The sequence below is a fragment of the Pseudomonas sp. NMI760_13 genome (genome assembly GCF_021283245.1).
Classification (GTDB): Bacteria; Pseudomonadota; Gammaproteobacteria; order Pseudomonadales; family Pseudomonadaceae; genus Aquipseudomonas; species Aquipseudomonas peradeniyensis.
On record NZ_JAJSRC010000011.1, the window covers coordinates 1 to 19,405 of the forward strand.

The 19,405-nt window shown below is 64.2% G+C and carries 19 protein-coding genes; 5 read left to right on the plus strand and 14 right to left on the minus strand.

Going from position 1 to position 19,405, the window contains the following annotated elements:
* Positions 1 to 834 precede the first annotated feature (834 nt).
* Positions 835 to 2,544, minus strand: a complete 1,710-nt coding sequence (recJ, locus tag LU671_RS13560; protein WP_232855921.1) for a single-stranded-DNA-specific exonuclease RecJ — start codon at positions 2,542 to 2,544, stop codon at positions 835 to 837.
* Positions 2,545 to 2,574: 30 nt separating this feature from the next.
* Positions 2,575 to 3,117: a YaeQ family protein gene (locus LU671_RS13565; RefSeq protein ID WP_203651035.1), complete on the minus strand. Its 543-nt coding sequence runs from the start codon at positions 3,115 to 3,117 to the stop codon at positions 2,575 to 2,577.
* Positions 3,118 to 3,259: 142 nt separating this feature from the next.
* Between LU671_RS13565 and LU671_RS13570 the strand changes: the two genes are divergently transcribed.
* Both LU671_RS13570 and LU671_RS13575 read left to right on the plus strand, forming a co-directional pair.
* Positions 3,260 to 4,459, plus strand: a complete 1,200-nt coding sequence (locus LU671_RS13570) for a CaiB/BaiF CoA transferase family protein (protein ID WP_232855922.1) — start codon at positions 3,260 to 3,262, stop codon at positions 4,457 to 4,459.
* 10 nt (positions 4,460 to 4,469) lie between these two features.
* Complete coding sequence (locus LU671_RS13575) at positions 4,470 to 5,348, plus strand: TIGR02285 family protein (protein WP_203651033.1); 879 nt, start codon at positions 4,470 to 4,472, stop codon at positions 5,346 to 5,348.
* Between the two features lie 173 nt (positions 5,349 to 5,521).
* Here LU671_RS13575 and LU671_RS13580 read toward each other — a convergent pair whose 3' ends face one another.
* The 6 genes from LU671_RS13580 to xerD all read right to left on the minus strand — a co-directional run bounded on the left by LU671_RS13580 (position 5,522) and on the right by xerD (position 11,103).
* The gene (locus LU671_RS13580; RefSeq protein ID WP_203651032.1) at positions 5,522 to 5,803 is read right to left on the minus strand and encodes a DUF3509 domain-containing protein; all 282 of its coding nucleotides are present in this window, start codon (positions 5,801 to 5,803) and stop codon (positions 5,522 to 5,524) included.
* A 127-nt stretch (positions 5,804 to 5,930) separates the two neighbouring features.
* Entirely contained in the window at positions 5,931 to 6,296 is a 366-nt protein-coding gene (locus LU671_RS13585) for a hypothetical protein (protein WP_050704208.1), read from the minus strand.
* A 155-nt stretch (positions 6,297 to 6,451) separates the two neighbouring features.
* A complete protein-coding gene (thrC, locus tag LU671_RS13590; RefSeq protein WP_203651031.1) occupies positions 6,452 to 7,861 on the minus strand; it encodes a threonine synthase in 1,410 nt (469 codons plus the stop codon).
* Positions 7,862 to 7,915: 54 nt separating this feature from the next.
* Positions 7,916 to 9,220, minus strand: coding sequence for a homoserine dehydrogenase (locus LU671_RS13595; protein ID WP_023630110.1), 1,305 nt, complete (start codon positions 9,218 to 9,220; stop codon positions 7,916 to 7,918).
* An 82-nt stretch (positions 9,221 to 9,302) separates the two neighbouring features.
* Positions 9,303 to 10,052: a thioredoxin fold domain-containing protein gene (locus tag LU671_RS13600; protein WP_232855923.1), complete on the minus strand. Its 750-nt coding sequence runs from the start codon at positions 10,050 to 10,052 to the stop codon at positions 9,303 to 9,305.
* Positions 10,053 to 10,206: 154 nt separating this feature from the next.
* Positions 10,207 to 11,103: a site-specific tyrosine recombinase XerD gene (xerD, locus tag LU671_RS13605; protein ID WP_232855924.1), complete on the minus strand. Its 897-nt coding sequence runs from the start codon at positions 11,101 to 11,103 to the stop codon at positions 10,207 to 10,209.
* Between the two features lie 68 nt (positions 11,104 to 11,171).
* Between xerD and LU671_RS13610 the strand changes: the two genes are divergently transcribed.
* Positions 11,172 to 12,992 carry a cation:proton antiporter gene (locus LU671_RS13610; protein ID WP_203651026.1) on the plus strand — a complete coding sequence of 607 codons (1,821 nt, stop codon included), beginning with the start codon at positions 11,172 to 11,174 and terminating at the stop codon, positions 12,990 to 12,992.
* Between the two features lie 19 nt (positions 12,993 to 13,011).
* Here LU671_RS13610 and LU671_RS13615 read toward each other — a convergent pair whose 3' ends face one another.
* The 6 genes from LU671_RS13615 to ffh form a co-directional block, all read right to left on the minus strand.
* Positions 13,012 to 13,419, minus strand: coding sequence for an acyl-CoA thioesterase (locus tag LU671_RS13615; protein ID WP_023629813.1), 408 nt, complete (start codon positions 13,417 to 13,419; stop codon positions 13,012 to 13,014).
* 100 nt (positions 13,420 to 13,519) lie between these two features.
* Positions 13,520 to 13,870, minus strand: a complete 351-nt coding sequence (gene rplS / locus LU671_RS13620; protein ID WP_011535315.1) for a 50S ribosomal protein L19 — start codon at positions 13,868 to 13,870, stop codon at positions 13,520 to 13,522.
* A gap of 42 nt (positions 13,871 to 13,912) precedes the next feature.
* Entirely contained in the window at positions 13,913 to 14,665 is a 753-nt protein-coding gene (gene trmD, locus LU671_RS13625; RefSeq protein WP_028691588.1) for a tRNA (guanosine(37)-N1)-methyltransferase TrmD, read from the minus strand.
* A gap of 3 nt (positions 14,666 to 14,668) precedes the next feature.
* Positions 14,669 to 15,205 (minus strand): ribosome maturation factor RimM, encoded by a 537-nt coding sequence (gene rimM, locus LU671_RS13630; RefSeq protein ID WP_232855925.1) that lies wholly within the window; start codon positions 15,203 to 15,205, stop codon positions 14,669 to 14,671.
* A 5-nt stretch (positions 15,206 to 15,210) separates the two neighbouring features.
* Entirely contained in the window at positions 15,211 to 15,462 is a 252-nt protein-coding gene (gene rpsP, locus LU671_RS13635; protein WP_011535318.1) for a 30S ribosomal protein S16, read from the minus strand.
* Between the two features lie 232 nt (positions 15,463 to 15,694).
* Positions 15,695 to 17,071 carry a signal recognition particle protein gene (gene ffh / locus LU671_RS13640; protein WP_050704199.1) on the minus strand — a complete coding sequence of 459 codons (1,377 nt, stop codon included), beginning with the start codon at positions 17,069 to 17,071 and terminating at the stop codon, positions 15,695 to 15,697.
* Positions 17,072 to 17,367: 296 nt separating this feature from the next.
* Here ffh and LU671_RS13645 point away from each other — a divergent pair, with 296 nt between their 5' ends.
* Both LU671_RS13645 and LU671_RS13650 read left to right on the plus strand, forming a co-directional pair.
* On the plus strand, positions 17,368 to 18,177 hold the full coding sequence (locus LU671_RS13645) for a cytochrome C assembly family protein (protein WP_232855926.1): 810 nt from the start codon (positions 17,368 to 17,370) through the stop codon (positions 18,175 to 18,177).
* Between the two features lie 9 nt (positions 18,178 to 18,186).
* Positions 18,187 to 19,374, plus strand: a complete 1,188-nt coding sequence (locus LU671_RS13650) for a transporter associated domain-containing protein (RefSeq protein WP_203651022.1) — start codon at positions 18,187 to 18,189, stop codon at positions 19,372 to 19,374.
* The last annotated feature ends 31 nt before the right edge of the window (positions 19,375 to 19,405 follow it).

Below are 19,405 nucleotides of genomic sequence, written 5' to 3' on the forward strand. Positions count from 1 at the left end.
AATCCTGGCAAAGGGGGCTGCCAGGAAGTGTCAACCATGTCTCCGTACACGTGTCCACCATGTGTCCGGTCTCTACAGAAGGATCAAAAAGGAACCAAAAAATCCTCGCTCCATCATCCGGCCCCTACGCTTCGCTTCGGGGTTCCCTCGCTCCGTTCTTGCTCCCGGGAGGACCGCGCTGAACGCCCCATCCTGGGGCGCAGCGCTTGACGGGCATCCATGCCCGTCACCTCCCTCCGCAAGAACTCCGCTCGGCCTCCTGAAGTCGCAATTGGCGGCGCCTGGACTATTGCGCGCTTAGAAGCAAGAGCAAGAGCAAGAGCAAGAGCAAGAGCAAGAGCAAGAAATTCGAATTTAGTTGTTTGACAGCTATTTATGAATTGGCTGTTCCGGCCCTTTCGCGGGGCAAGCCCGCTCCTACAGGGTTATATATAACGGCGACTATTGCGTGGGAGCGGGCTTGCCCCGCGATACAGTCGAGAGATCAATTAATTTCCAACTAGCGACAGCTGCGCCAGTCCAGGCGCCGCTCGTAACTTCGCGACTTCAGGAGGCCGAACGGAGGTCTTGCGAAGGGAGGTGACGGGCATGGATGCCCGTCAAGCGCTGGGGCCCAGGATGGGCCCTGCAGCGCGGTCCTCCCGGGAGCAAGGCCGGAGTGAGGGGACCCGGAGCGAAGCGTAGGGCCGGATGAATGGAGCGAGGATTTTTTGGTGACTTTTTGATCCTTCAAAAAGTTACCCGCCGTAAGGGCGGAAAGGTGAATAAGCGTCGACATCACAAATGAATGCGCATACAACCCTCAAAACAACCAGTTAACCAATCAAAACAAAATCACCGAGCTTCCATGTGAGCAATCATCAACTGCACACTCTCATTCCCCCGAAACTCATTCACATCCAGCTTGTAAGCCAACTCCACCCACCGCACAGTAGGATTCGGCCAAACCTCCCGATCAACCCCAAAGGCAATCCCATCCAACCGCACCACCCCACACTCGCTCTTGAGCACCACTTTCAGATGCCGCTCCCCGACCACCCGCTGTTCGACCAGCTGAAATACCCCATGGAACAACGGCTCGGGAAAATGCTGCCCCCACGGCCCGGCATTGCGTAATGCCCGCGCCAGGTCCAGGTGAAACTCCTCGACCGCCAGGGTGCCATCGGACAACAGCCGACCGGTCAGGTCATCCTCACGCAGTTGCCGCCGCACCTCTTCATCGAACGCCTCGGCAAACGCCGGGAAGTGCTCGGCCGGCAGCGACAACCCCGCCGCCATCGCATGCCCGCCAAACTTGCTGATCAAAGCCGGATGCCGCGCCGCCACGGCATCCAGCGCATCGCGGATATGAAACCCCGCTACCGAACGCGCCGACCCCTTGAGCATCCCCTCCCCCGCATCAGCGAAAGCAATGGTCGGACGGTGGTAACGCTCCTTCAACCGTGAGGCGAGGATACCGATCACCCCCTGGTGCCAGTCGGCGTCGAACAGGCACAGGCCATAGGGCATGGACTCGACCGGCAGGTCCTTGAGCTGGGCCAGCGCCTCACGCTGCATGCCCTGCTCGATGGACTTGCGATCCTGGTTCAGGCCATCGAGCTGCTGGGCCATGTCCAGCGCCAGCGCCGCGTCATCGCACAACAGGCACTCGATGCCCAGGCTCATGTCGTCCAGACGCCCGGCGGCATTGAGCCGAGGGCCGAGGATGAAGCCCAGGTCGGTGGAGGTGATGCGTCGATGATCGCGCCGCGCCACCTCGAGGATGGCCTTGAGCCCGGGGCGGGCGCGGCCGGCGCGGATGCGCTCCAGCCCCTGGTGCACCAGGATGCGGTTGTTGGCATCCAGCGGCACCACGTCGGCGACGCTGCCCAGCGCCACCAGGTCGAGCAGCTCGCCGATGTTCGGCTGCGGCTGCGTCTCGTAGCGTCCCAGGCTGCGCAGGCGCGCGCGCAGGGCCATCAGCACGTAGAAGATCACCCCCACGCCGGCCAGGGACTTGCTCGGGAACCCGCAGCCCGGCTGGTTCGGGTTGACGATGGCATCGGCGGCGGGCAACTGTTCGCCAGGCAAGTGGTGGTCGGTGACCAGCACCTTGAGTCCGGCAGCCTTGGCCGCTGCGACGCCGTCGACGCTGGAGATACCGTTGTCCACGGTGATCAGCAACTGCGGCTGGCGCTGCAGGGCGACCTCGACAATCTCCGGGGTCAGGCCATAGCCATACTCGAAGCGATTGGGCACAAGGTAGTCGACATGCGCCGCGCCCAGCAGGCGCAGACCAAGCACACCGACAGTACTGGCGGTGGCGCCGTCGGCGTCGAAGTCGCCGACGATGAGAATGCGCTGGCGCTGGTCGAGCGCCTCGACCAGCAGGTCCACCGCCACTTCGATGCCCTTGAGCTGCTGGAACGGCAGCAGGCGCGCCAGGCTCTTGTCCAGTTCAGCCTCGGACTGCACGCCACGGGCGGCGTACAGGCGGGTCAACAGGGGTGGCAGGTTGCCCAGCAATGGCAGGGGCGACGGCAGGGGACGAGGTTCGATACGCATGGGGTCTTCGATAATCCAGTGTGAATCGGGTCAGCCGCGCTCGCCGAGCAGCCACTCCAGTTGCACTTCGTGCTGGCCACGGTCGTCGGTGACGAATACGGTACCTTCGCTGATCATCACGTCCCACTTGATGGCACGGGGCATATCGGTGGCCAGGGTTTCCAGCACTTCTTGCGGCACGGCGGCGACGTTCAGGTTCTTCAGCCCCTTCACCGCGCCCAGCACCTTGGTCGTCCAGACCCGCAGGCTGCCATAGGCCAGCAGGCTGGTGCGCTCGGTACGACGCGAGCACCAGGTCAAGCGATCGGCATCGGGCTGGCCAACCTCGATCCAATGCAGGATGCGGTCATCCAGGCTCTTTTCCCACACCGCCGCTTCATCGACATCCGACAGGCCCCGGCCGAAGGACAGGTTTTCGTTGTACCAGAGGGCATAGGCCAGCAGGCGCACGGCCATCCGCTCTTCGGTTTCCGAAGGGTGGCGGGCGATCGTCTGCTTGACGCTCTCGTACACGCCGCGGTCGAGGTCGGTCAGATTCAGTTCGAACTTGTAGGTGGTGGACGGCTGGGCCATGGGCGCTGGGCTTCTTGCGGGGGAAAAGTCGCACAGTCTAACCGATCCAGGCCATCTGCGCCGGATCAGACAACGCCGATATACCTGCCACCGCCGAGCTGTGATACAACCTGCGCTCACGCCCAGCCGCCACGGATGCCCCATGCCTACGCCCAGCAAACCCCTCGCCGGCCTGAAAGTCATCGAGCTCGGCACCCTGATCGCCGGCCCGTTTGCCTCGCGGATCTGCGCCGAGTTCGGCGCCGAGGTGATCAAGGTCGAATCCCCCGATGGCGGCGACCCGCTGCGCAAGTGGCGCAAGCTCTATGAAGGCACGTCGCTGTGGTGGTTCGTCCAGGCGCGAAACAAGCAGTCGCTGACCCTCAACCTCAAGCACCCGGAAGGCCGCGACGTGCTCAAGCGCCTGCTGGCCGACGCCGACATCCTCATCGAGAATTTCCGCCCCGGCGTGCTGGAGAAACTGGGGCTGGGCTGGGACGTGCTCCACGCCCTCAACCCGCGCCTGGTCATGGTGCGCCTGTCAGGCTTTGGTCAGACCGGGCCGATGAAGGACCAACCTGGCTTCGGCGCGGTCGGCGAGTCCATGGGCGGACTGCGCTATATCACCGGTTTCGAGGACCGTCCGCCGGTACGCACCGGGATCTCCATCGGCGACTCCATTGCCGCCCTGTGGGGCGTGATCGGCGCACTGATGGCCCTGCGTCACCGCGAGGTCAACGGTGGCGCGGGCCAGGTGGTGGACGTGGCACTGTATGAAGCGATCTTCGCCATGATGGAGAGCATGGTCCCGGAGTTCGACGTGTTCGGGTTCATCCGCGAACGCACCGGCAACATCATGCCGGGCATCACCCCCTCCTCCATCCACACCACCGCCGATGGCCGTCACGTGCAGATCGGCGCCAATGGCGACGCGATCTTCAAGCGTTTCATGCAGGCCATTGGCCGCGACGACCTGGCCAACGATGCGACCCTGGCCACCAACGACGGCCGCGATGCGCGCCGCGACGAGCTGTACGGGGTCATCGACCGCTGGGCCAACAGCCTGCCACTGGCCGAGGTAATGCAGGCGCTGAACGATGCCGAGGTGCCGGCCAGCCGGATCTACTCCGCCGAGGACATGCTGGGCGATCCGCAGTTCCTCGCCCGCGAGATGTTCCTCCAGGCCCGGCTGCCGGACGGCAAGCCATTCAAGATGCCGGGCATCGTGCCCAAGTTGTCCGACACACCGGGCTCCGCCGAGTGGGTCGGCCCCGCCCTGGGCGAACACACGGCCACGGTGCTGGCCAGCCTGGGCTACGACGCAACCACCATAGCCCGCCTGCGCGCGGCCGGTACGGTCTGACCCAGGCCCCATGCGTATCCGCCATCTGCCCATCGTGCTCTGCCTGTTGCTGACCGCACTCGCGGGGCAGGCGGTCGAGGCCAGGGAGCGCCTGCTATGGCTGGTGCGCGACCTGCCGCCGTTCACCATCTTCGAAGGGCCGGCCAAGGGCCAGGGGGTGATCGACCAGCTGTTGCCGATGCTGATCGCCCGGATGCCCGAGTACGACCACAGCATCGTCCGGGTCAACCGGGCCCGGGGTATCCAGATGCTCCAGGAGCCCAGTTTCACCTGCGACCCGACCCTGCTGTGGACCCCCGACCGCGCCAGATACGTGCATTTCTCCCAACCATCGCTCGGCGTACTGAGCAGTGGCCTGATCGTACGCAAGCAAGACCAGGCGCTGCTGGCGCCCTACCTGGAGGGCCAGCAGGTCGACCTGCAGCGCTTGCTGGCCGAGACCCGCCTGAAGCTGGGCATCGTCGCCGAGCGCAGCTACAGCGTGCAGGTCGATGAGGTCCTCAGGCAACTGCCTGATACCGCGTTCAGCCGACACTATGGCAACGATGCCACGGCCAGCCTGCTGCAGATGCAGCAATTGGGGCGCCTGCAACTGGTGCTCGGCTATTGGCCCGAGATGCGTTACCTGATCCAGCAGCAAAATGGCTCGCTGGACGACTACAGTTTCCACCCCATCCTTGGCGTGAACCGTTACCAGTTCCTGCATGTAGGCTGTTCGGATACTCCGCTGGGGCGCGAGGCGATCGCCCATATCGACCAACTGCTGCCGGCATTGCGTCGCGATACCTTGCCCGAGCTCTACGCCCACTGGCTGGACCCTGGGCTGCAGGAGGATTACCTGGAGCAGGCCAGGCACTTCTTCGAGCAGGGTGAACCGTCGCCGCGCTGAAGCGCCCTGAAGTCGATGGCACAGGGGCGTTTTGAAGTCGGGGCAAAAAGAAACCCCGGCCGCTGGGGAGGACGACCGGGGTCAAGCGAAAGCCCTTGGGACTTCCAGTGACAATCTGCACGGTACCGGAGCAAAGCACCATCAGACGGCCCTTGCTGAATCTGATGGGTCTGTCAGGCAAAGGTTCCTTGTATCTGCCGCTGATGTTGCAGGGCGGCGATCACACAGGGCTGCAGGCGGCCTTCGGCGATCTGCAAGTCACGGTGCAGGCCATCGACCAGATCAACCAGCAACTGCTGCTCCGCCAATTGACGAGTGCAGACCCCGCGCTGCAGGATCCGCACCCCGTGCTCGTCATAGAGTGTCAACTGGCGACTGCCAAGGCTGTCGGGCGTACCAAGCTCGGCCTGGTATGGGGAAAGGGCGTCGTTGAGCAGTCTGCAGATTCTTTCCATCCGGATCACTCGCTGGCTAAGGTTCGAGGAAACTGACCATCGGGCCCGACGGAAAGTTCGCCGTGGCCCGTTACCGCGAGCATGCGCGGACAACATGACAGTTTCGATGCGCCCACCCAGCGTCCGATCAGAGGCGCTCCAACACCTGTTCCAGGCCTACCATCGACATCGGCCATGGCAACTCTGCCAGCACATTCAAACCGTACTGGCGGGCCTCGAGCGCCAGATCCATTTCCCCCGCGCCAGCACACCCGACGAACAGCAATCCCCCCGCGCAGGAAGCCTGCACCAGGTACTTGAACAGGCGCCGGGCATAGCCCCTGGGCATGCGCTGGTCGAGCACCAGTACATCCACCGGGCGCTGCCGCGCCGTCGCGGTCGGCACGTCATCGGTGACCCGGACGCTGTAGACGCCCTGGGCATTGAAGGCCTGATGCAGCAGCATCTGGTGGTAGGGCCGAGCCTGGTGGATAAGAACATTGAGCTGACGCATGAGCTTCCCCCGGAACAGTGTGGCGTGTAGGTTGGAGCGACCACTTTAGTAGGGGTATGTATCGAACTACATGGGAAAAGTCTGAAAGATCCAAACCCTGTGTCGTGGACATGAAAAAGCCCGTCTAGGACGGGCTTTTTCGCGTAGTGCTCGGCTTACAGCGGCTTGCCGCGGTTGCCATGCTGGCTGACGAAGGCCTGCACCGTCTTCAGGTCGTTGGCCAGCACCGTGCAGCGCTCTTCGCGGCTGAACAGGTCGCTCAGGTGCGCCGGCAGTTCCAGGGCCTTGTCGACACCGGCCTTCTCCACCGCCTCGGGGAACTTGACCGGATGCGCGGTGCCCAGCACCACCATCGGCGTATCCAGGCTGCGACGGCACTCGCGGGCGGCCTTGACGCCGATCGCGGTGTGCGGATCGAGGACTTCACCGGTGGCCTTGAACACCTCGGCGATGGTCTCGCAGGTCTGCTCGTCGGTGACGGCCAGCGAATCGAACAGCTTGCGCGCCTCGGTCCAGCGATCCTGCTCGACGCTGAAGCCACCGCCTTGCTTGAAGGTGTCCATCAGCTGGGCAACCGCGGCGCCATTACGACCGTGCAGGTCGAACAGCAGGCGCTCGAAGTTGGACGAGACCATGATGTCCATCGACGGCGACAGGGTCGGATGCAGGGCATCCTTGACGTACTGGTTGCCGCTCATGAAGCGGTGCAGGATGTCGTTGCGGTTGGTCGCCACCACCAGCTGGCTGATCGGCAGGCCCATGTTGCGCGCCAGGTAACCGGCGAAGATGTCGCCGAAGTTGCCGGTCGGCACCGAGAACGCCACCGAACGGGCCGGGCCGCCGAGCTGCAGGGCGGCGTGGAAGTAGTAGACGATCTGGGCCATGATCCGCGCCCAGTTGATCGAGTTCACCGCCACCAGGCGGGTGCCCTTGAGGAACGACTGGTCGGCGAAGCTGGCCTTGACCATCTCCTGGCAGTCGTCGAAGTTGCCTTCGATGGCGATGTTGTGGATGTTGTCGCCGAGGATGGTGGTCATCTGCCGGCGCTGCACTTCCGACACACGCTGGTGCGGGTGCAGGATGAAGATGTCGACGTTGTCGCAACGGCGGCAGCCTTCGATGGCGGCGGAACCTGTGTCACCACTGGTGGCACCGACGATCACCACGCGCTCGCCGCGCTTGACCAGCACGTGGTCGAGCAGACGGCCGAGCAGTTGCAGGGCGAAGTCCTTGAAGGCCAGGGTCGGGCCGTGGAACAGCTCCATCACCCACTCGTTGCCGTTGAGCTGGCGCAGCGGCGCGACGGCGGCGTGGGCGAAGTTGCCGTAGGTCTCTTCGAGAATCTTCTTGAAGTCGGCGTCGGCGATGCTGCCTTCGACGAACGGGCGCATCACCCGGAAAGCCAGTTCGTGGTACGGCAGGCCCGCCCAGGAGGCGATTTCTTCCTGGGTGAAGCGCGGCAGGTTCTCGGGCACGTACAGGCCGCCGTCGCTGGCGAGGCCCGCCAGCAGGACGTCTTCGAAGTTCAGGGCCGGAGCCTGGCCGCGGGTACTGATATAGCGCATGGGTGCAAACCTTCGATGCTGGGCGCGGGCCGCCGTCGCGGCCCGCCGCCGAAATTAATTGAGCTGTTCGACGCGGATGCGCACGACCTTGCCGACCACGTCCTGAAGCGCTTCCAGGGCGACGATGGCGTCGTCGATGCGTTGCTCGACCACACGGTGGGTCAGCAGGATCATCGGTACCAGGCCGTCCTGCTCCTCGGCTTCCTTCTGCATGATCGACTCGATGTTGATGCCGCGCTCCGAAAGAATGCTGGCGACCTGGGCCAGCACGCCCGGGTGGTCCTTGGCCTGGATGCGCAGGTAGTAGGCACTTTCGCAGGCTTCGATCGGCAGGATCGGGTGGGCCGACAGCGCGTCCGGCTGGAACGCCAGGTGCGGCACGCGGTTCTCCGGGTCGGAAGTCATGGCGCGGACCACGTCGACCAGGTCGGCGACCACCGACGACGCGGTCGGCTCCATGCCGGCACCGGCGCCGTAGTACAGGGTGGAACCGGCGGCGTCGCCGTTGACCATCACCGCGTTCATCACGCCGTTGACGTTGGCGATCAGGCGATCGTTGGGGATCAGCGTCGGGTGCACGCGCAGCTCGATGCCGTCGGCGGTGCGACGGGCCACGCCCAGGTGCTTGATACGGTAGCCCAGGGCCTCGGCGTAGTTCACGTCGGCGGTGGTCAGCTGGGTGATGCCCTCGGTGTAGGCCTTGTCGAACTGCAGTGGGATACCGAAGGCGATGGACGCCAGGATGGTCAGCTTGTGCGCGGCATCGATGCCTTCGACGTCGAAGGTCGGGTCGGCCTCGGCATAACCCAGCGCCTGGGCTTCGGCCAGCACGTCGGGGAAGGCGCGGCCCTTGTCGCGCATCTCGGTGAGGATGAAGTTGCCGGTGCCGTTGATGATCCCGGCCAGCCAGTTGATGCGGTTGGCCGACAGGCCCTCGCGGATCGCCTTGATCACCGGGATGCCACCGGCCACGGCGGCTTCGAAGGCGACGATGACGCCCTTCTCGCGGGCCTTGGCGAAGATCTCGTTGCCGTGCACGGCGATCAGCGCCTTGTTGGCGGTGACCACGTGCTTGCCGTTTTCGATGGCCTTGAGCACCAGGTCGCGGGCGATGGTGTAGCCGCCGATCAGCTCGATGACAATATCGATCTCGGGGTTGCTCGCGACTTCGAACACATCAGCGGTAATGGGGGTACCGGTAATCTGGCAGTTCGGGTTCTGCGAGCGCATGGCAATCTGTGCCACTTCAATACCGCGCCCGGCACGGCGGGCGATCTCCTCGGCGTTGCGCTGAAGTACATTGAAGGTTCCGCCACCGACGGTCCCCAACCCACAGATGCCTACTTTGACCGGTTTCACTGTGAACTCCCCATAGAACGGCCGGCACCTGCGCCGACCGTGAAACATGCCGTCACCCCATGACGACGGCGTACTGAATTGATTACTTGCTTTCGGCCAGGGCCAGCTTGGCCACTTGCGGCGCCGGCTGGTAACCCGGAATCACCTGGCCATTCTGTAGAACGATCGCCGGCGTGCCATTTACACCAATCGATTGGCCCAGCTGGAACTGCTTGCTGACCGGGTTGGCGCACTTGGCGGCCTTGATCTCCTTGCCGTCGACCATCTTGTCCAGCGCCGCGCGGCGATCGCTGGAGCACCATACCGCCTGCAGCTGCTCGTCACCCGGCGAACCCAGGCCCTGGCGCGGGAAGGCGACGTAGCGCACTTCGATGCCACGGCGGTTGAGTTCCGGCACTTCGGCGTGCAGCTTGTGGCAGTACGGGCAGGTGGTGTCGGTGAACACGGTGATGTGCGACTTGGTTTCACCCTTGGCCGGGTAGACCACCATCTCGCCGGCCGGGATGCCGTTGATCAGCTTGGCAATGCCTTGGCGCTCGGTCTTCTCGGTGAGGTTGACCGGCTTGCCGTCCTGGATCTGGAACAGGTAGCCCTGCATGACGAACTGACCGTCGGCGCTGGCGTACAGCACGCGCCCGCCCTGCAGCTTGACTTCGTACAGGCCATTGAGCGGGCTGCTGCTGACGCTCTCGACCGGCACTTCCAGCGCGAGGTTCTGCAAGGATTTGCGGATCGCCTGCTCGGCACCGGTATTGGCATCGGTGGCCGCGGCGACGGCAAAGGTACTGGCCAACGCCAGGGCGGCGGCGGCGAAAATCTGGGTCACGCGCATGGGGTACTCCTGAAGGCGGACGGGGCCGTGGGGGCGTTGCTTGACCCTGGCGGGTAGCGAACATTCGGCCCTTGCAACAAACCGTCCAAGCCTACCACAACAAACTGGCGCAGTAGGGGTACTCAGGCACCGGTCGGCGGAACATGAAAAGCATTCATCCACGTGGGTGGTGTTCGGCGTGCAGCTGTTGCAGCCGGGCCTTGGCCACATGGGTATAGATCTGCGTAGTGGACAGATCGCTGTGGCCCAGCAGCATCTGCACCACGCGCAGGTCGGCGCCATGGTTGAGCAGGTGCGTGGCAAAGGCGTGGCGCAGCGTGTGCGGCGACAGCGGCTTGTCGATGCCGGCCACCCGCGCCTGGTGCTTGATGCGGTGCCAGAAGGTCTGCCGCGTCATCTGCTCACCGCGCTGGCTGGGGAACAGCACGTCGCTAGGGCGCCCGCCCAGCAGCTCGGCGCGACCATCGCGCAGGTAGCGCTCGATCCACACCACCGCCTCCTCGCCCATCGGCACCAGGCGCTCCTTGCTGCCCTTGCCCATAACCCGCAGCACGCCCTGGCGCAGGTTGACCTGGTCCAGGGTCAGGCTGACCAGCTCGGTCACGCGCAGGCCGCAGGCATAGAGCACCTCGAGCATGGCACGGTCGCGCTGGCCGATGGACTCGCCGAGGTCCGGTGCCTGCAGCAGGGCCTCGACATCGGCCTCCGACAGCGACTTGGGCAGCGGCCGGCCCAGTTGCGGCATGTCCACCTGCAGCGTCGGGTCGACTGCGACCAGCCGCTCGCGCAGCAGGTAACGGAAGAACCCGCGCACCCCGGAAAGAAAGCGCGCGGTCGAACGCGGCTTGTAGCCCTGGTCGAAACGCCAGGCCAGGTGGTCGAGGATCAGCTCACGCCCGGCATCGGGCAGTGCCACGCCATGCTCCTGCAGCCAGCCATTGAACAGCGCCAGGTCGCTGCGATACGAAGCGCGGGTGTTGTCGGACAGCCCCTTCTCCAGCCAGAGGGCATCGAGGAACTGGTCGATCAGGGGGTGGTCCAGTGCAGGCATGAAGACTCGGTGGCAAACGACGAAATGACGCTTAGTCTTTCATAACACGGCATGCAGAGGGAGCCCGCGTGAACGAACAACAGATTCTTTTGAGTGTCGGTGGCATCGGCGCTGCCGCCCTGCTCTGCCAATGGCTGGCCTGGCGCCTGAAGCTGCCGGCGATCCTGTTCCTGCTGCTGTGCGGCATCCTCGCGGGGCCCGTGCTGGGCTGGCTGCAGCCGCAGGCGCTGTTCGGCCCGCTGCTGATGCCGCTGGTGTCGCTGGCGGTGGCGCTGATCCTGTTCGAAGGCAGCCTGACCCTGCACCTGTCGCAATGGCGCGAGATCGGCAGCGTGGTGCATCGCCTGGTCACCGTCGGCGCGCTGAGCACCTGGCTGGTGATTGCCCTGGCCACCCACTGGCTGCTGGGTTTCGACTGGCCCCTGGCGATCCTGTTCGGCACCCTGACCCTGGTCACCGGCCCCACGGTGATCGTGCCCATGCTGCGGGTGGTGCGGCCAAAGGCGGCGATCGCCAACATCCTGCGCTGGGAAGGTATCGTCATCGACCCGATCGGCGCGCTGCTGGCGGTGGTGGTGTACAGCTTCATCATCGCCAGCGCCGCCGGTGAAGGCCTGAGCCACAGCCTGGCGACCTTTGCCGGGGTGATCTTCTGCGGCAGTGCGCTGGGCGTTGCCGGTGGCTGGCTGCTCGGGCAGGTCATGCGCGAGCAGTGGCTGCCGGAATACCTGCACAACCTGGCCTCGCTGGCGGCGGTGCTGGGCATCTTCATCGCCGCCAACCAGATCGTCCATGAATCGGGCCTGCTGGCAGTCACGGTCATGGGCATGTGGCTGGCCAACATGCCCGGCGTGGATGTGCGGCAGATCCTGCATTTCAAGGAGAACCTCAGCGTGCTGCTGATCTCCGGGCTGTTCATCCTCCTGGCCGCGCGGCTCGACCTGCACGCGCTGTTGGCCCTGGGGCCGGCGGTGCTGGCGCTGCTGCTGGTGATCCAGTTGCTGGCACGGCCGCTGAACGTCCTGCTGTCGACCCTGGGCTCGCCGCTGAGCTGGCGGGAGCGGGCATTGCTGGCCTGGATCGCGCCACGGGGCATCGTGGCCGCGGCCGTGTCGGCGATCTTCGCCATTCGCCTGGACCAGGCCGGGCACGACGGCGCGCTGCTGCTGGTGCCGCTGACCTTCGCCGTGATCATCGGCACCGTGGTGCTGCAAAGTGCCACCGCCAGGCCCCTGGCGCGCCTGCTGAAGGTGGCGGAACCGGCGCCGAGCGGGTTTCTCGTGGTCGGCGCCAACCCGCCTGCGCGGGTCATTGCCAAGGCCCTGCAGCAACTGGGCTGCCGGGTGCTGCTGACCGACTCGAGCTGGGAGAACATCCGCGCCGCGCGCATGGACAACCTGCCGACCTACTTCGGCAACCCCGCCTCGCAGCACGCCGACGCCCACCTCGACCTGGTCGGCCTGGGCCACCTGCTGGGGCTGTCACCGGCAGGCGAGCTCAATGCCCTGGCCTGCGCGCGTTTTCGTCATGACTTCGGCCAGGCCCGGCTGTTCGTGCTGGCCAGCGGCCTGGAAAAACAGCGCAGCGACAAGCACCGGGCCAGCGAGGAGCATCGCGGGCAATTGCTTGGGTCGAGCCCCATGACCTATGGGCAGCTGGCCAAGCTGCTGCACCAGGGTGCCGAGCTGTACAGCACCACGCTGACCGAGGCCTTCGGCTGGAGCGACTACCAGCAACTGCATGGTCCGCGGGCCACGCTGCTGTTCGCCCGGGACGGGCAAGGCTGGGTGCATGTGGCCAGCCCGGACAATCCGCTCAAGCCGCAGCCTGGGTGGACATTGGTGGCACTGGTGGAGCCGGAGCTGACCGAGCAGCCTGTGGCGCATTGATCCATGAATGGCCCTGGAATCAGGCCAACGGCAGCACCGGCACCGGGCGCTTGTCCTCGTCGATGGCGACGAAGCTGAACACGCCATGGATCGCCCGCTCGCGGCCATCGAGGTACATGTTCTCGACGAACACATCCACCTGCACCTGCAGGCTGGTGTTGCCGACCTTGATCACCGTGCCCACCAGCTCGACGATCGAACCGGCCGGGATCGGGTGCTTGAAATCGATACGATCGGTGGACACGGTCACCAGCGGCAACCGGCAGAACCGGGTGGCGGCGATGAACGACACTTCGTCCATCCACGCCAGGGCGGTGCCGCCGAACAGGGTGTTGTGGTGGTTGGTGGTGTTGGGGAACACCGCCTTGGTCACGCGGGTCACCGACAGCTCGGTGCGGCGCTGGATTTCCTGGTCTCGGGTGGTCATCTTCGGGTCACATCGCAAGGGCGGGTTTCAGAAAGCAAAAAAGCAGCCCGAAGGCTGCTTTTTTCTCGCAAGGCGGCCTAGGCCGCCAGGCAAACTGTACTCAGGACAGTTTTTCCTTGATGCGAGCGGCTTTGCCGGACAGGTCGCGCAGGTAGTACAGCTTGGCTTTACGCACGTCACCACGACGTTTCACGGCCAGGCTGTCGATCTGCGGGCTGTAGGTCTGGAAGGTACGCTCTACGCCAACGCCGCTGGAGATCTTGCGCACGGTGAAGGCGCTGTTCAGACCGCGGTTACGCTTGGCGATAACGACGCCTTCGAACGCCTGCAGACGCGAGCGGTCGCCTTCCTTCACTTTAACCTGGACGACAACAGTGTCGCCTGGTGCGAAGGTCGGGATCTCTTTGCTCATCTGCTCGGCTTCGAGCTGCTGGATGATCTTGTTGGTCATGCTGTGCTCCTAAGATGGATACTTGATCCACCATCGATACGTTTAACTATCGTCCCGCTCGCGGATGTATTCCTCGAGCAGCTTCTTCTCTTCTCCAGAAAGCGAGCGACTTTCCAGAAGATCGGCGCGTCGTTCGAAGGTCCTACCAAGGGACTGCTTCATCCGCCAACGCCGGATATGTGCATGGTTGCCACTTAGCAACACGTCGGGAACACGCTGATCCGCATACACCTCAGGTCGGGTGTAGTGCGGGCAATCCAGCAGACCGTCGGTGAAAGAGTCTTCCTCCGCCGAGTCCACATGCCCTAAAGCTCCGGGCAGCAGCCGTGTAACCGCATCGATCAGTACCATGGCCGGCAGCTCGCCACCGGAAAGCACATAGTCGCCAATCGACCACTCCTCATCGACATGAGCCTCGATAAAGCGCTCGTCGATGCCTTCATAACGACCGGCGATCAGGATCAACGATTCCTGTTCGGCCAGGCCTTTGACCGCCTGCTGGGTCAGCTTGCGGCCTTGTGGCGAAAGGTAGATCACCTTTGCCGATGCTCCGGTTGCCTGCCTGGCGCTAACCAGGGCGTCTTCCAGAGGCTTGATCTTCATCACCATGCCCGGACCACCGCCAAACGGCCGATCATCCACGGTGTGGTGGCGATCTGTGGTGTAGTCCCGCGGGTTCCAGCAGGTCACTTGCAGCAACCCCTGTTTCACCGCGCGGCTGGTAATGCCGTACTCCGTGATGGCCGAGAACATCTCGGGGAACAACGTGATGACGTCTACGCGAAGGTTACCCATCGTCTAGAAGTCCGCGTCCCACTCAACCCGCATCACGCCTGCGTCCAGGTCGATTGCCAGCACGCATTGCCCGGTATAGGGCAACAGACGCTCGCGATCATCCAGGCTGCCTGCGCAGGGCTTGACCACCATTACATCGTTCGCGCCGGTCTCCAACAGGTGATCGATCTTGCCGAACAGTTGTTCGTCCTGATTGATGACCTTCAGGCCCACCAACTGGTACCAGTAGTACTCGTCGGCTGCCAGGTTGGGCAAAAGGCTCCGCGCAATGCAGATTTCGTAACCGCTCAGAAGACGGGCTTCATCACGATCATCGAGGCCTTTGAGTTTCACGACCAGGCCCTTCTGGGAGCCACGACCGCTGACCAGCTCGACCTGTTTTACCTTGCCTTCGTGCTTGAGCGTCCAGCGCGGGTAATCCAACAGGTTTTCAATCGGATCGGTAAAGGAATACACCTTCACCTCGCCGCGAACGCCGTGAACCGAAAAAATCTTGCCAACGACGATGAGGTCATCAGCCTTTTCTGGCGTCGCGTTCATACTGCTCAGGCTGCAGCCTTGGCAGCTTCCTTCAGCAGCTGAGCAACGCGCTCAGACGGCTGTGCGCCCTGGCTCAGCCAGTAGGTGACGCGCTCTTGGTTGACCGACAGCTTGACTTCAGCGCCCGATGCGATCGGGTTGAAGAAGCCAACGCGCTCAACGAAACGGCCGTCACGGGCGTTACGCGAGTTGGTCACGGTCAGGTGGTAGAATGGGCGCTTTTTCGAGCCGCCACGGGCCAGACGAATGGTTACCATGTGAACATCGTTCCTATAGTCGGTGCTGCAAAACTGAATGCCCAATGGGCACACGGGTGCCCAAAAGGCCGCATATTCTCGGGGAATACACGGACATTTGCAAATGCCTTTTTCGGCAATGCCGGGGCCTGCCGCTCAGTTCTGCCGGTTTGGGCCTCCTCGCGGCGGCCATGATCCCGCCGTAGCGGGGGTCTGGCGGGCTTCCTCATATAAGGAAGCCCACCGGATTCTTTTACAGTTTCGGCATGCCGCCACCCGGCAGCATCCCGCCAAGACCACGCATCATCTTGGCCATGCCGCCCTTGGCGGAGAATTTCTTCATCATCTTCTGCATCTGCTTGTGCTGCTTGATCAAGCGGCCGATGTCCTGCACCTGGGTGCCGGAGCCGAGGGCGATGCGGCGCTTGCGCGAACCGCTGATCAGGTCGGGGTCGCGACGCTCGGCCGGGGTCATGGAGTTGATGATCGCCTCCATCTGCTTGAACTGCTTCTCGGCCGCGCCCTGGGCATTGCCCATCTGCGACAGGTTCACGCCACCAATGCTCGGCAGCTTGTCCATCAGACCGCCCAGGCCGCCCATGTTCTTCATCTGCTGCAGCTGGTCGCGGAAGTCCTCGAGGTCGAAGCCCTTGCCCTTCTTCAGCTTCTTGGCCAGCTTGTCGGCCTTGGCCTTGTCGATGTTCTGCTCGGCCTGCTCGATCAGGCTGAGCACATCGCCCATGCCGAGGATGCGCGAGGCGATACGATCCGGGTGGAACGGTTCCAGGGCCTCGGTCTTCTCGCCCATGCCGATGAACTTGATCGGCTTGCCGGTGATGGCGCGTACCGACAGCGCGGCACCGCCACGGGCGTCGCCGTCGACCTTGGTCAGCACCACGCCGGTCAGCGGCAGGGCGTCGCCGAAGGCCTTGGCGGTGTTGGCCGCGTCCTGGCCGGTCATGGCGTCGACCACGAACAGGGTCTCGATCGGCTTGACCGCGGCATGCAGCGCCTTGATCTCGTCCATCATGTCGGCGTCGACATGCAGGCGGCCGGCAGTGTCGACGATCACCACGTCGATGAACTTGAGCTTGGCTTCGCGGATCGCCGCCTCGGCGATGGCCACCGGTTTCTGGCTGATGTCCGACGGGAAGAAGGTCACGCCGATGTCGTTGGCCAGGGTTTCGAGCTGCTTGATCGCCGCCGGACGGTAGACGTCGGCCGACACCACCATCACGCTCTTCTTCTTGCGCTCTTTCAGGTGACGCGCCAGCTTGCCGGCGGTGGTGGTCTTACCGGCGCCCTGCAGGCCGGCCATCAGTACCACGGCGGGTGGCGCGGCGTTGAGGGTCAGCTCTTCGTTGGCCGCGCCCATCAGGCTTTCCAGCTCGGCCTGGACGATCTTCACGAAGGCCTGGCCCGGGGTCAGGCTGCGCGACACTTCGGTGCCGACCGCGCGTTCCTTGATGCTGTTGACGAAATCCTTGACCACCGGCAGGGCGACGTCGGCCTCGAGCAGGGCCATGCGCACTTCGCGCAGCGTGTCCTTGATGTTGTCTTCGGTCAGCTTGGCCTTGCCGGTGACATGGCGCAGCGTCTGTGACAGGCGGTCGGTCAGGTTTTCGAACATGGTGATCCTTTCAGGCCCAGTGGAGCCGAGGTTTTTCAGATGCCCAGGTGAACATGTACACGCGCCGGGCAGAGCAAGGCGGCGATTATAGCGGAGAGCGGCGGCGGCGCACACCTTGGAGCAGCCCCTCTGGATATTCGGTGACCATGCCGGCCTCTTCGCGGGTAAACCCGCGAAGAGGCCGGCATATGGGGTACAAGTCGCTCGCCAGGCACCGGAGCAAGGCTTGCTGGTCTTCCTTGCCCACCGCGATCTATGCCAAACTCCGTCCCTTTAGGGCTTGCCTGCCAGGACTTATGTTCTCTTCACCCAGCCTCATCCCCAATCTGCTCGCCGCCTTCCTTTATCTGGCCGCGACCGTCTACCAGGCCACCGGACTGGCCCGAGGCGCCCGTGCCGACAAACGGCTGCTGGGCCTGTTCGGCACCCTGGCGGTGGTCGCTCAGGGCGGCGCCCTGTTCTTCCAGCTGATCACGCCCCTGGGCCTGAGCCTGGACTTCTTCAGTGCCGCCAGCCTGATCGCCGTGGCGGTGATCGGCCTGACCCTGCTCGCCTGCCTGAGCATCCCGGTGGAGAACCTGCTGGTGCTGCTGTTCCCGCTCGGCGCGGTGACCGCGCTGCTGGCCCAGTTCGCCCCACCTGGCACGGTACCGCTGATCAACGAAGAGCCCGGCATCCTCGCGCATATCCTGCTGTCGATCCTGGCCTACGGCCTGTTCACCATCGCCGTGTTCCAGGCCCTGCTGCTGTTGCTGCAGGACCACCAGCTCAAGCACAAGCACCCGTCCGGGCTGATCCGCAACTTCCCGCCGCTGCAGACCATGGAAAGCCTGCTGTTCGGCTTCCTCTGGGCCGGCTGGGTGCTGCTGTCGCTGTCGCTGATCTCCGGCTGGCTGTTCCTCGACAACCTGTTCGCCCAGCACCTGGTGCACAAGACCCTGCTGGCCTGCGTGGCCTGGGTCGTGTTCAGCGTGCTGCTGTGGGGCCGCACACGCCTCGGCTGGCGCGGTCACAAGGCGATCCGCTGGACCCTGGCCGGCTTCTGCCTGCTGATGCTGGCCTATTTCGGCAGCAAGCTGGTCCGCGAATTCATCCTGCATATCTGACGGCCGCCCATGGACACCCTGCCGTACGCCCCGCTGCTCGGCATCATCGCACTGGCGCTGCTGTGGTCGGCGCTGTTCACCGCGGTCGACAGCGCCCGCCAGCAAGCCAACGGCCAGGGCGATTCCCCCCTCCCCGCCCAGGGCCTGGTGCTTGGCGCCAGCCTCGGCAAGCTGCTGGTACTGGGCCTGGCCTGCCTGATCGGCCAGCGCTACGACGGTGAACACGGTTTCTGGCTGGCCGGCCTTGGTGCCACCTTCACCCTGCTGGTGCTCGCCGACTACCTGCCGCGCCGCCTGGCCCGCCGCGACCCGCACGCCTTCCTGAGCCTGGGCGGCAACCTGCTGAAATGGCCGCTGGCGCTGCTGCAGCCGCTGGGCTGCCTGCTCGATGGCTGCGCCAGGCTGATCCTGCGCCCGTTCCGCGTGCAGCCCACTGCAGTGGCCCTGCACCCGCAGGCAGACGACGACTTCGACGAAGACGGCCCGGTCGACAGCGCCCGCCACGGCCTGCTGGAAGGCCTGCAGGCACTGGACAAGATCACCGTCAACGACATCCTGGTACCACGCAACGAAGTCGACGGCATCAACCTCGACGACCCCATCGAGCGCATCATCGAGCAACTGATCGTCAGCCGTCACACCCGCCTGCCGGTCTATCACAACGACATCAACCAGGTCGAAGCGGTACTCAACACCAAGCTGATCAGCCACCTGCTGCCACGGGCCGAACTTACCCCGGAGAAGCTTCAGGCAGCCTGCTACGAACCCTACTTCGTCCCCGAAAGCACACCGCTGCAGATGCAGCTGCTGAACTTCCACAAGCAGCAGCGGCGCATGGGCGTGGTGGTGGACGAATACGGCGAGGTGCTCGGCATCGTCACCCTGGAGGACATCCTCGAGGAGATCGTCGGCGAGTTCGAGGACGAGCAGAGCCTGGACAACCCTCATGTCCATCCCCAGCCCGATGGCCGCTTCGTCATCGAAGGCACGGCCTCGCTGCGCGAGATCAACCGCACCCTGGGCTGGCACCTGCCCTGCGACGGCGGGCCGAAAACCCTCAACGGCCTGGTCACCGAGGCCTTGGAAAGCATCCCGGCAAGCGCTGTATGCCTTAAAATTGGCAGATATCGGCTGGAAATCCTCGAAACCGAGGATAATTGCGCAAGCAAGGTACTGGTCTGGACACTGACTCGCTAGCTATACTCGGGTCACGCTTACCCAGCCCTGC

What these genes read in the sequence shown, in the direction of transcription:
- rimM (WP_232855925.1), bottom strand. Translation starts at nt 15,205, where the DNA reads ATGAACGCGACGCCAGAAAAGGCTGATGACCTCATCGTCGTTGGCAAG.
- thrC (WP_203651031.1), bottom strand. Translation starts at nt 7,861, where the DNA reads ATGCGCTATATCAGTACCCGCGGCCAGGCTCCGGCCCTGAACTTCGAA.
- LU671_RS13600 (WP_232855923.1), bottom strand. Translation starts at nt 10,052, where the DNA reads ATGCGCGTGACCCAGATTTTCGCCGCCGCCGCCCTGGCGTTGGCCAGT.
- LU671_RS13580 (WP_203651032.1), bottom strand. Translation starts at nt 5,803, where the DNA reads ATGGAAAGAATCTGCAGACTGCTCAACGACGCCCTTTCCCCATACCAG.
- LU671_RS13585 (WP_050704208.1), bottom strand. Translation starts at nt 6,296, where the DNA reads ATGCGTCAGCTCAATGTTCTTATCCACCAGGCTCGGCCCTACCACCAG.
- ffh (WP_050704199.1), bottom strand. Translation starts at nt 17,071, where the DNA reads ATGTTCGAAAACCTGACCGACCGCCTGTCACAGACGCTGCGCCATGTC.
- trmD (WP_028691588.1), bottom strand. Translation starts at nt 14,665, where the DNA reads ATGGGTAACCTTCGCGTAGACGTCATCACGTTGTTCCCCGAGATGTTC.
- rpsP (WP_011535318.1), bottom strand. Translation starts at nt 15,462, where the DNA reads ATGGTAACCATTCGTCTGGCCCGTGGCGGCTCGAAAAAGCGCCCATTC.
- LU671_RS13565 (WP_203651035.1), bottom strand. Translation starts at nt 3,117, where the DNA reads ATGGCCCAGCCGTCCACCACCTACAAGTTCGAACTGAATCTGACCGAC.
- xerD (WP_232855924.1), bottom strand. Translation starts at nt 11,103, where the DNA reads ATGCCTGCACTGGACCACCCCCTGATCGACCAGTTCCTCGATGCCCTC.
- LU671_RS13575 (WP_203651033.1), top strand. Translation starts at nt 4,470, where the DNA reads ATGCGTATCCGCCATCTGCCCATCGTGCTCTGCCTGTTGCTGACCGCA.
- rplS (WP_011535315.1), bottom strand. Translation starts at nt 13,870, where the DNA reads ATGACCAACAAGATCATCCAGCAGCTCGAAGCCGAGCAGATGAGCAAA.
- LU671_RS13650 (WP_203651022.1), top strand. Translation starts at nt 18,187, where the DNA reads ATGGACACCCTGCCGTACGCCCCGCTGCTCGGCATCATCGCACTGGCG.
- LU671_RS13615 (WP_023629813.1), bottom strand. Translation starts at nt 13,419, where the DNA reads ATGACCACCCGAGACCAGGAAATCCAGCGCCGCACCGAGCTGTCGGTG.
- LU671_RS13645 (WP_232855926.1), top strand. Translation starts at nt 17,368, where the DNA reads ATGTTCTCTTCACCCAGCCTCATCCCCAATCTGCTCGCCGCCTTCCTT.
- LU671_RS13570 (WP_232855922.1), top strand. Translation starts at nt 3,260, where the DNA reads ATGCCTACGCCCAGCAAACCCCTCGCCGGCCTGAAAGTCATCGAGCTC.
- recJ (WP_232855921.1), bottom strand. Translation starts at nt 2,544, where the DNA reads ATGCGTATCGAACCTCGTCCCCTGCCGTCGCCCCTGCCATTGCTGGGC.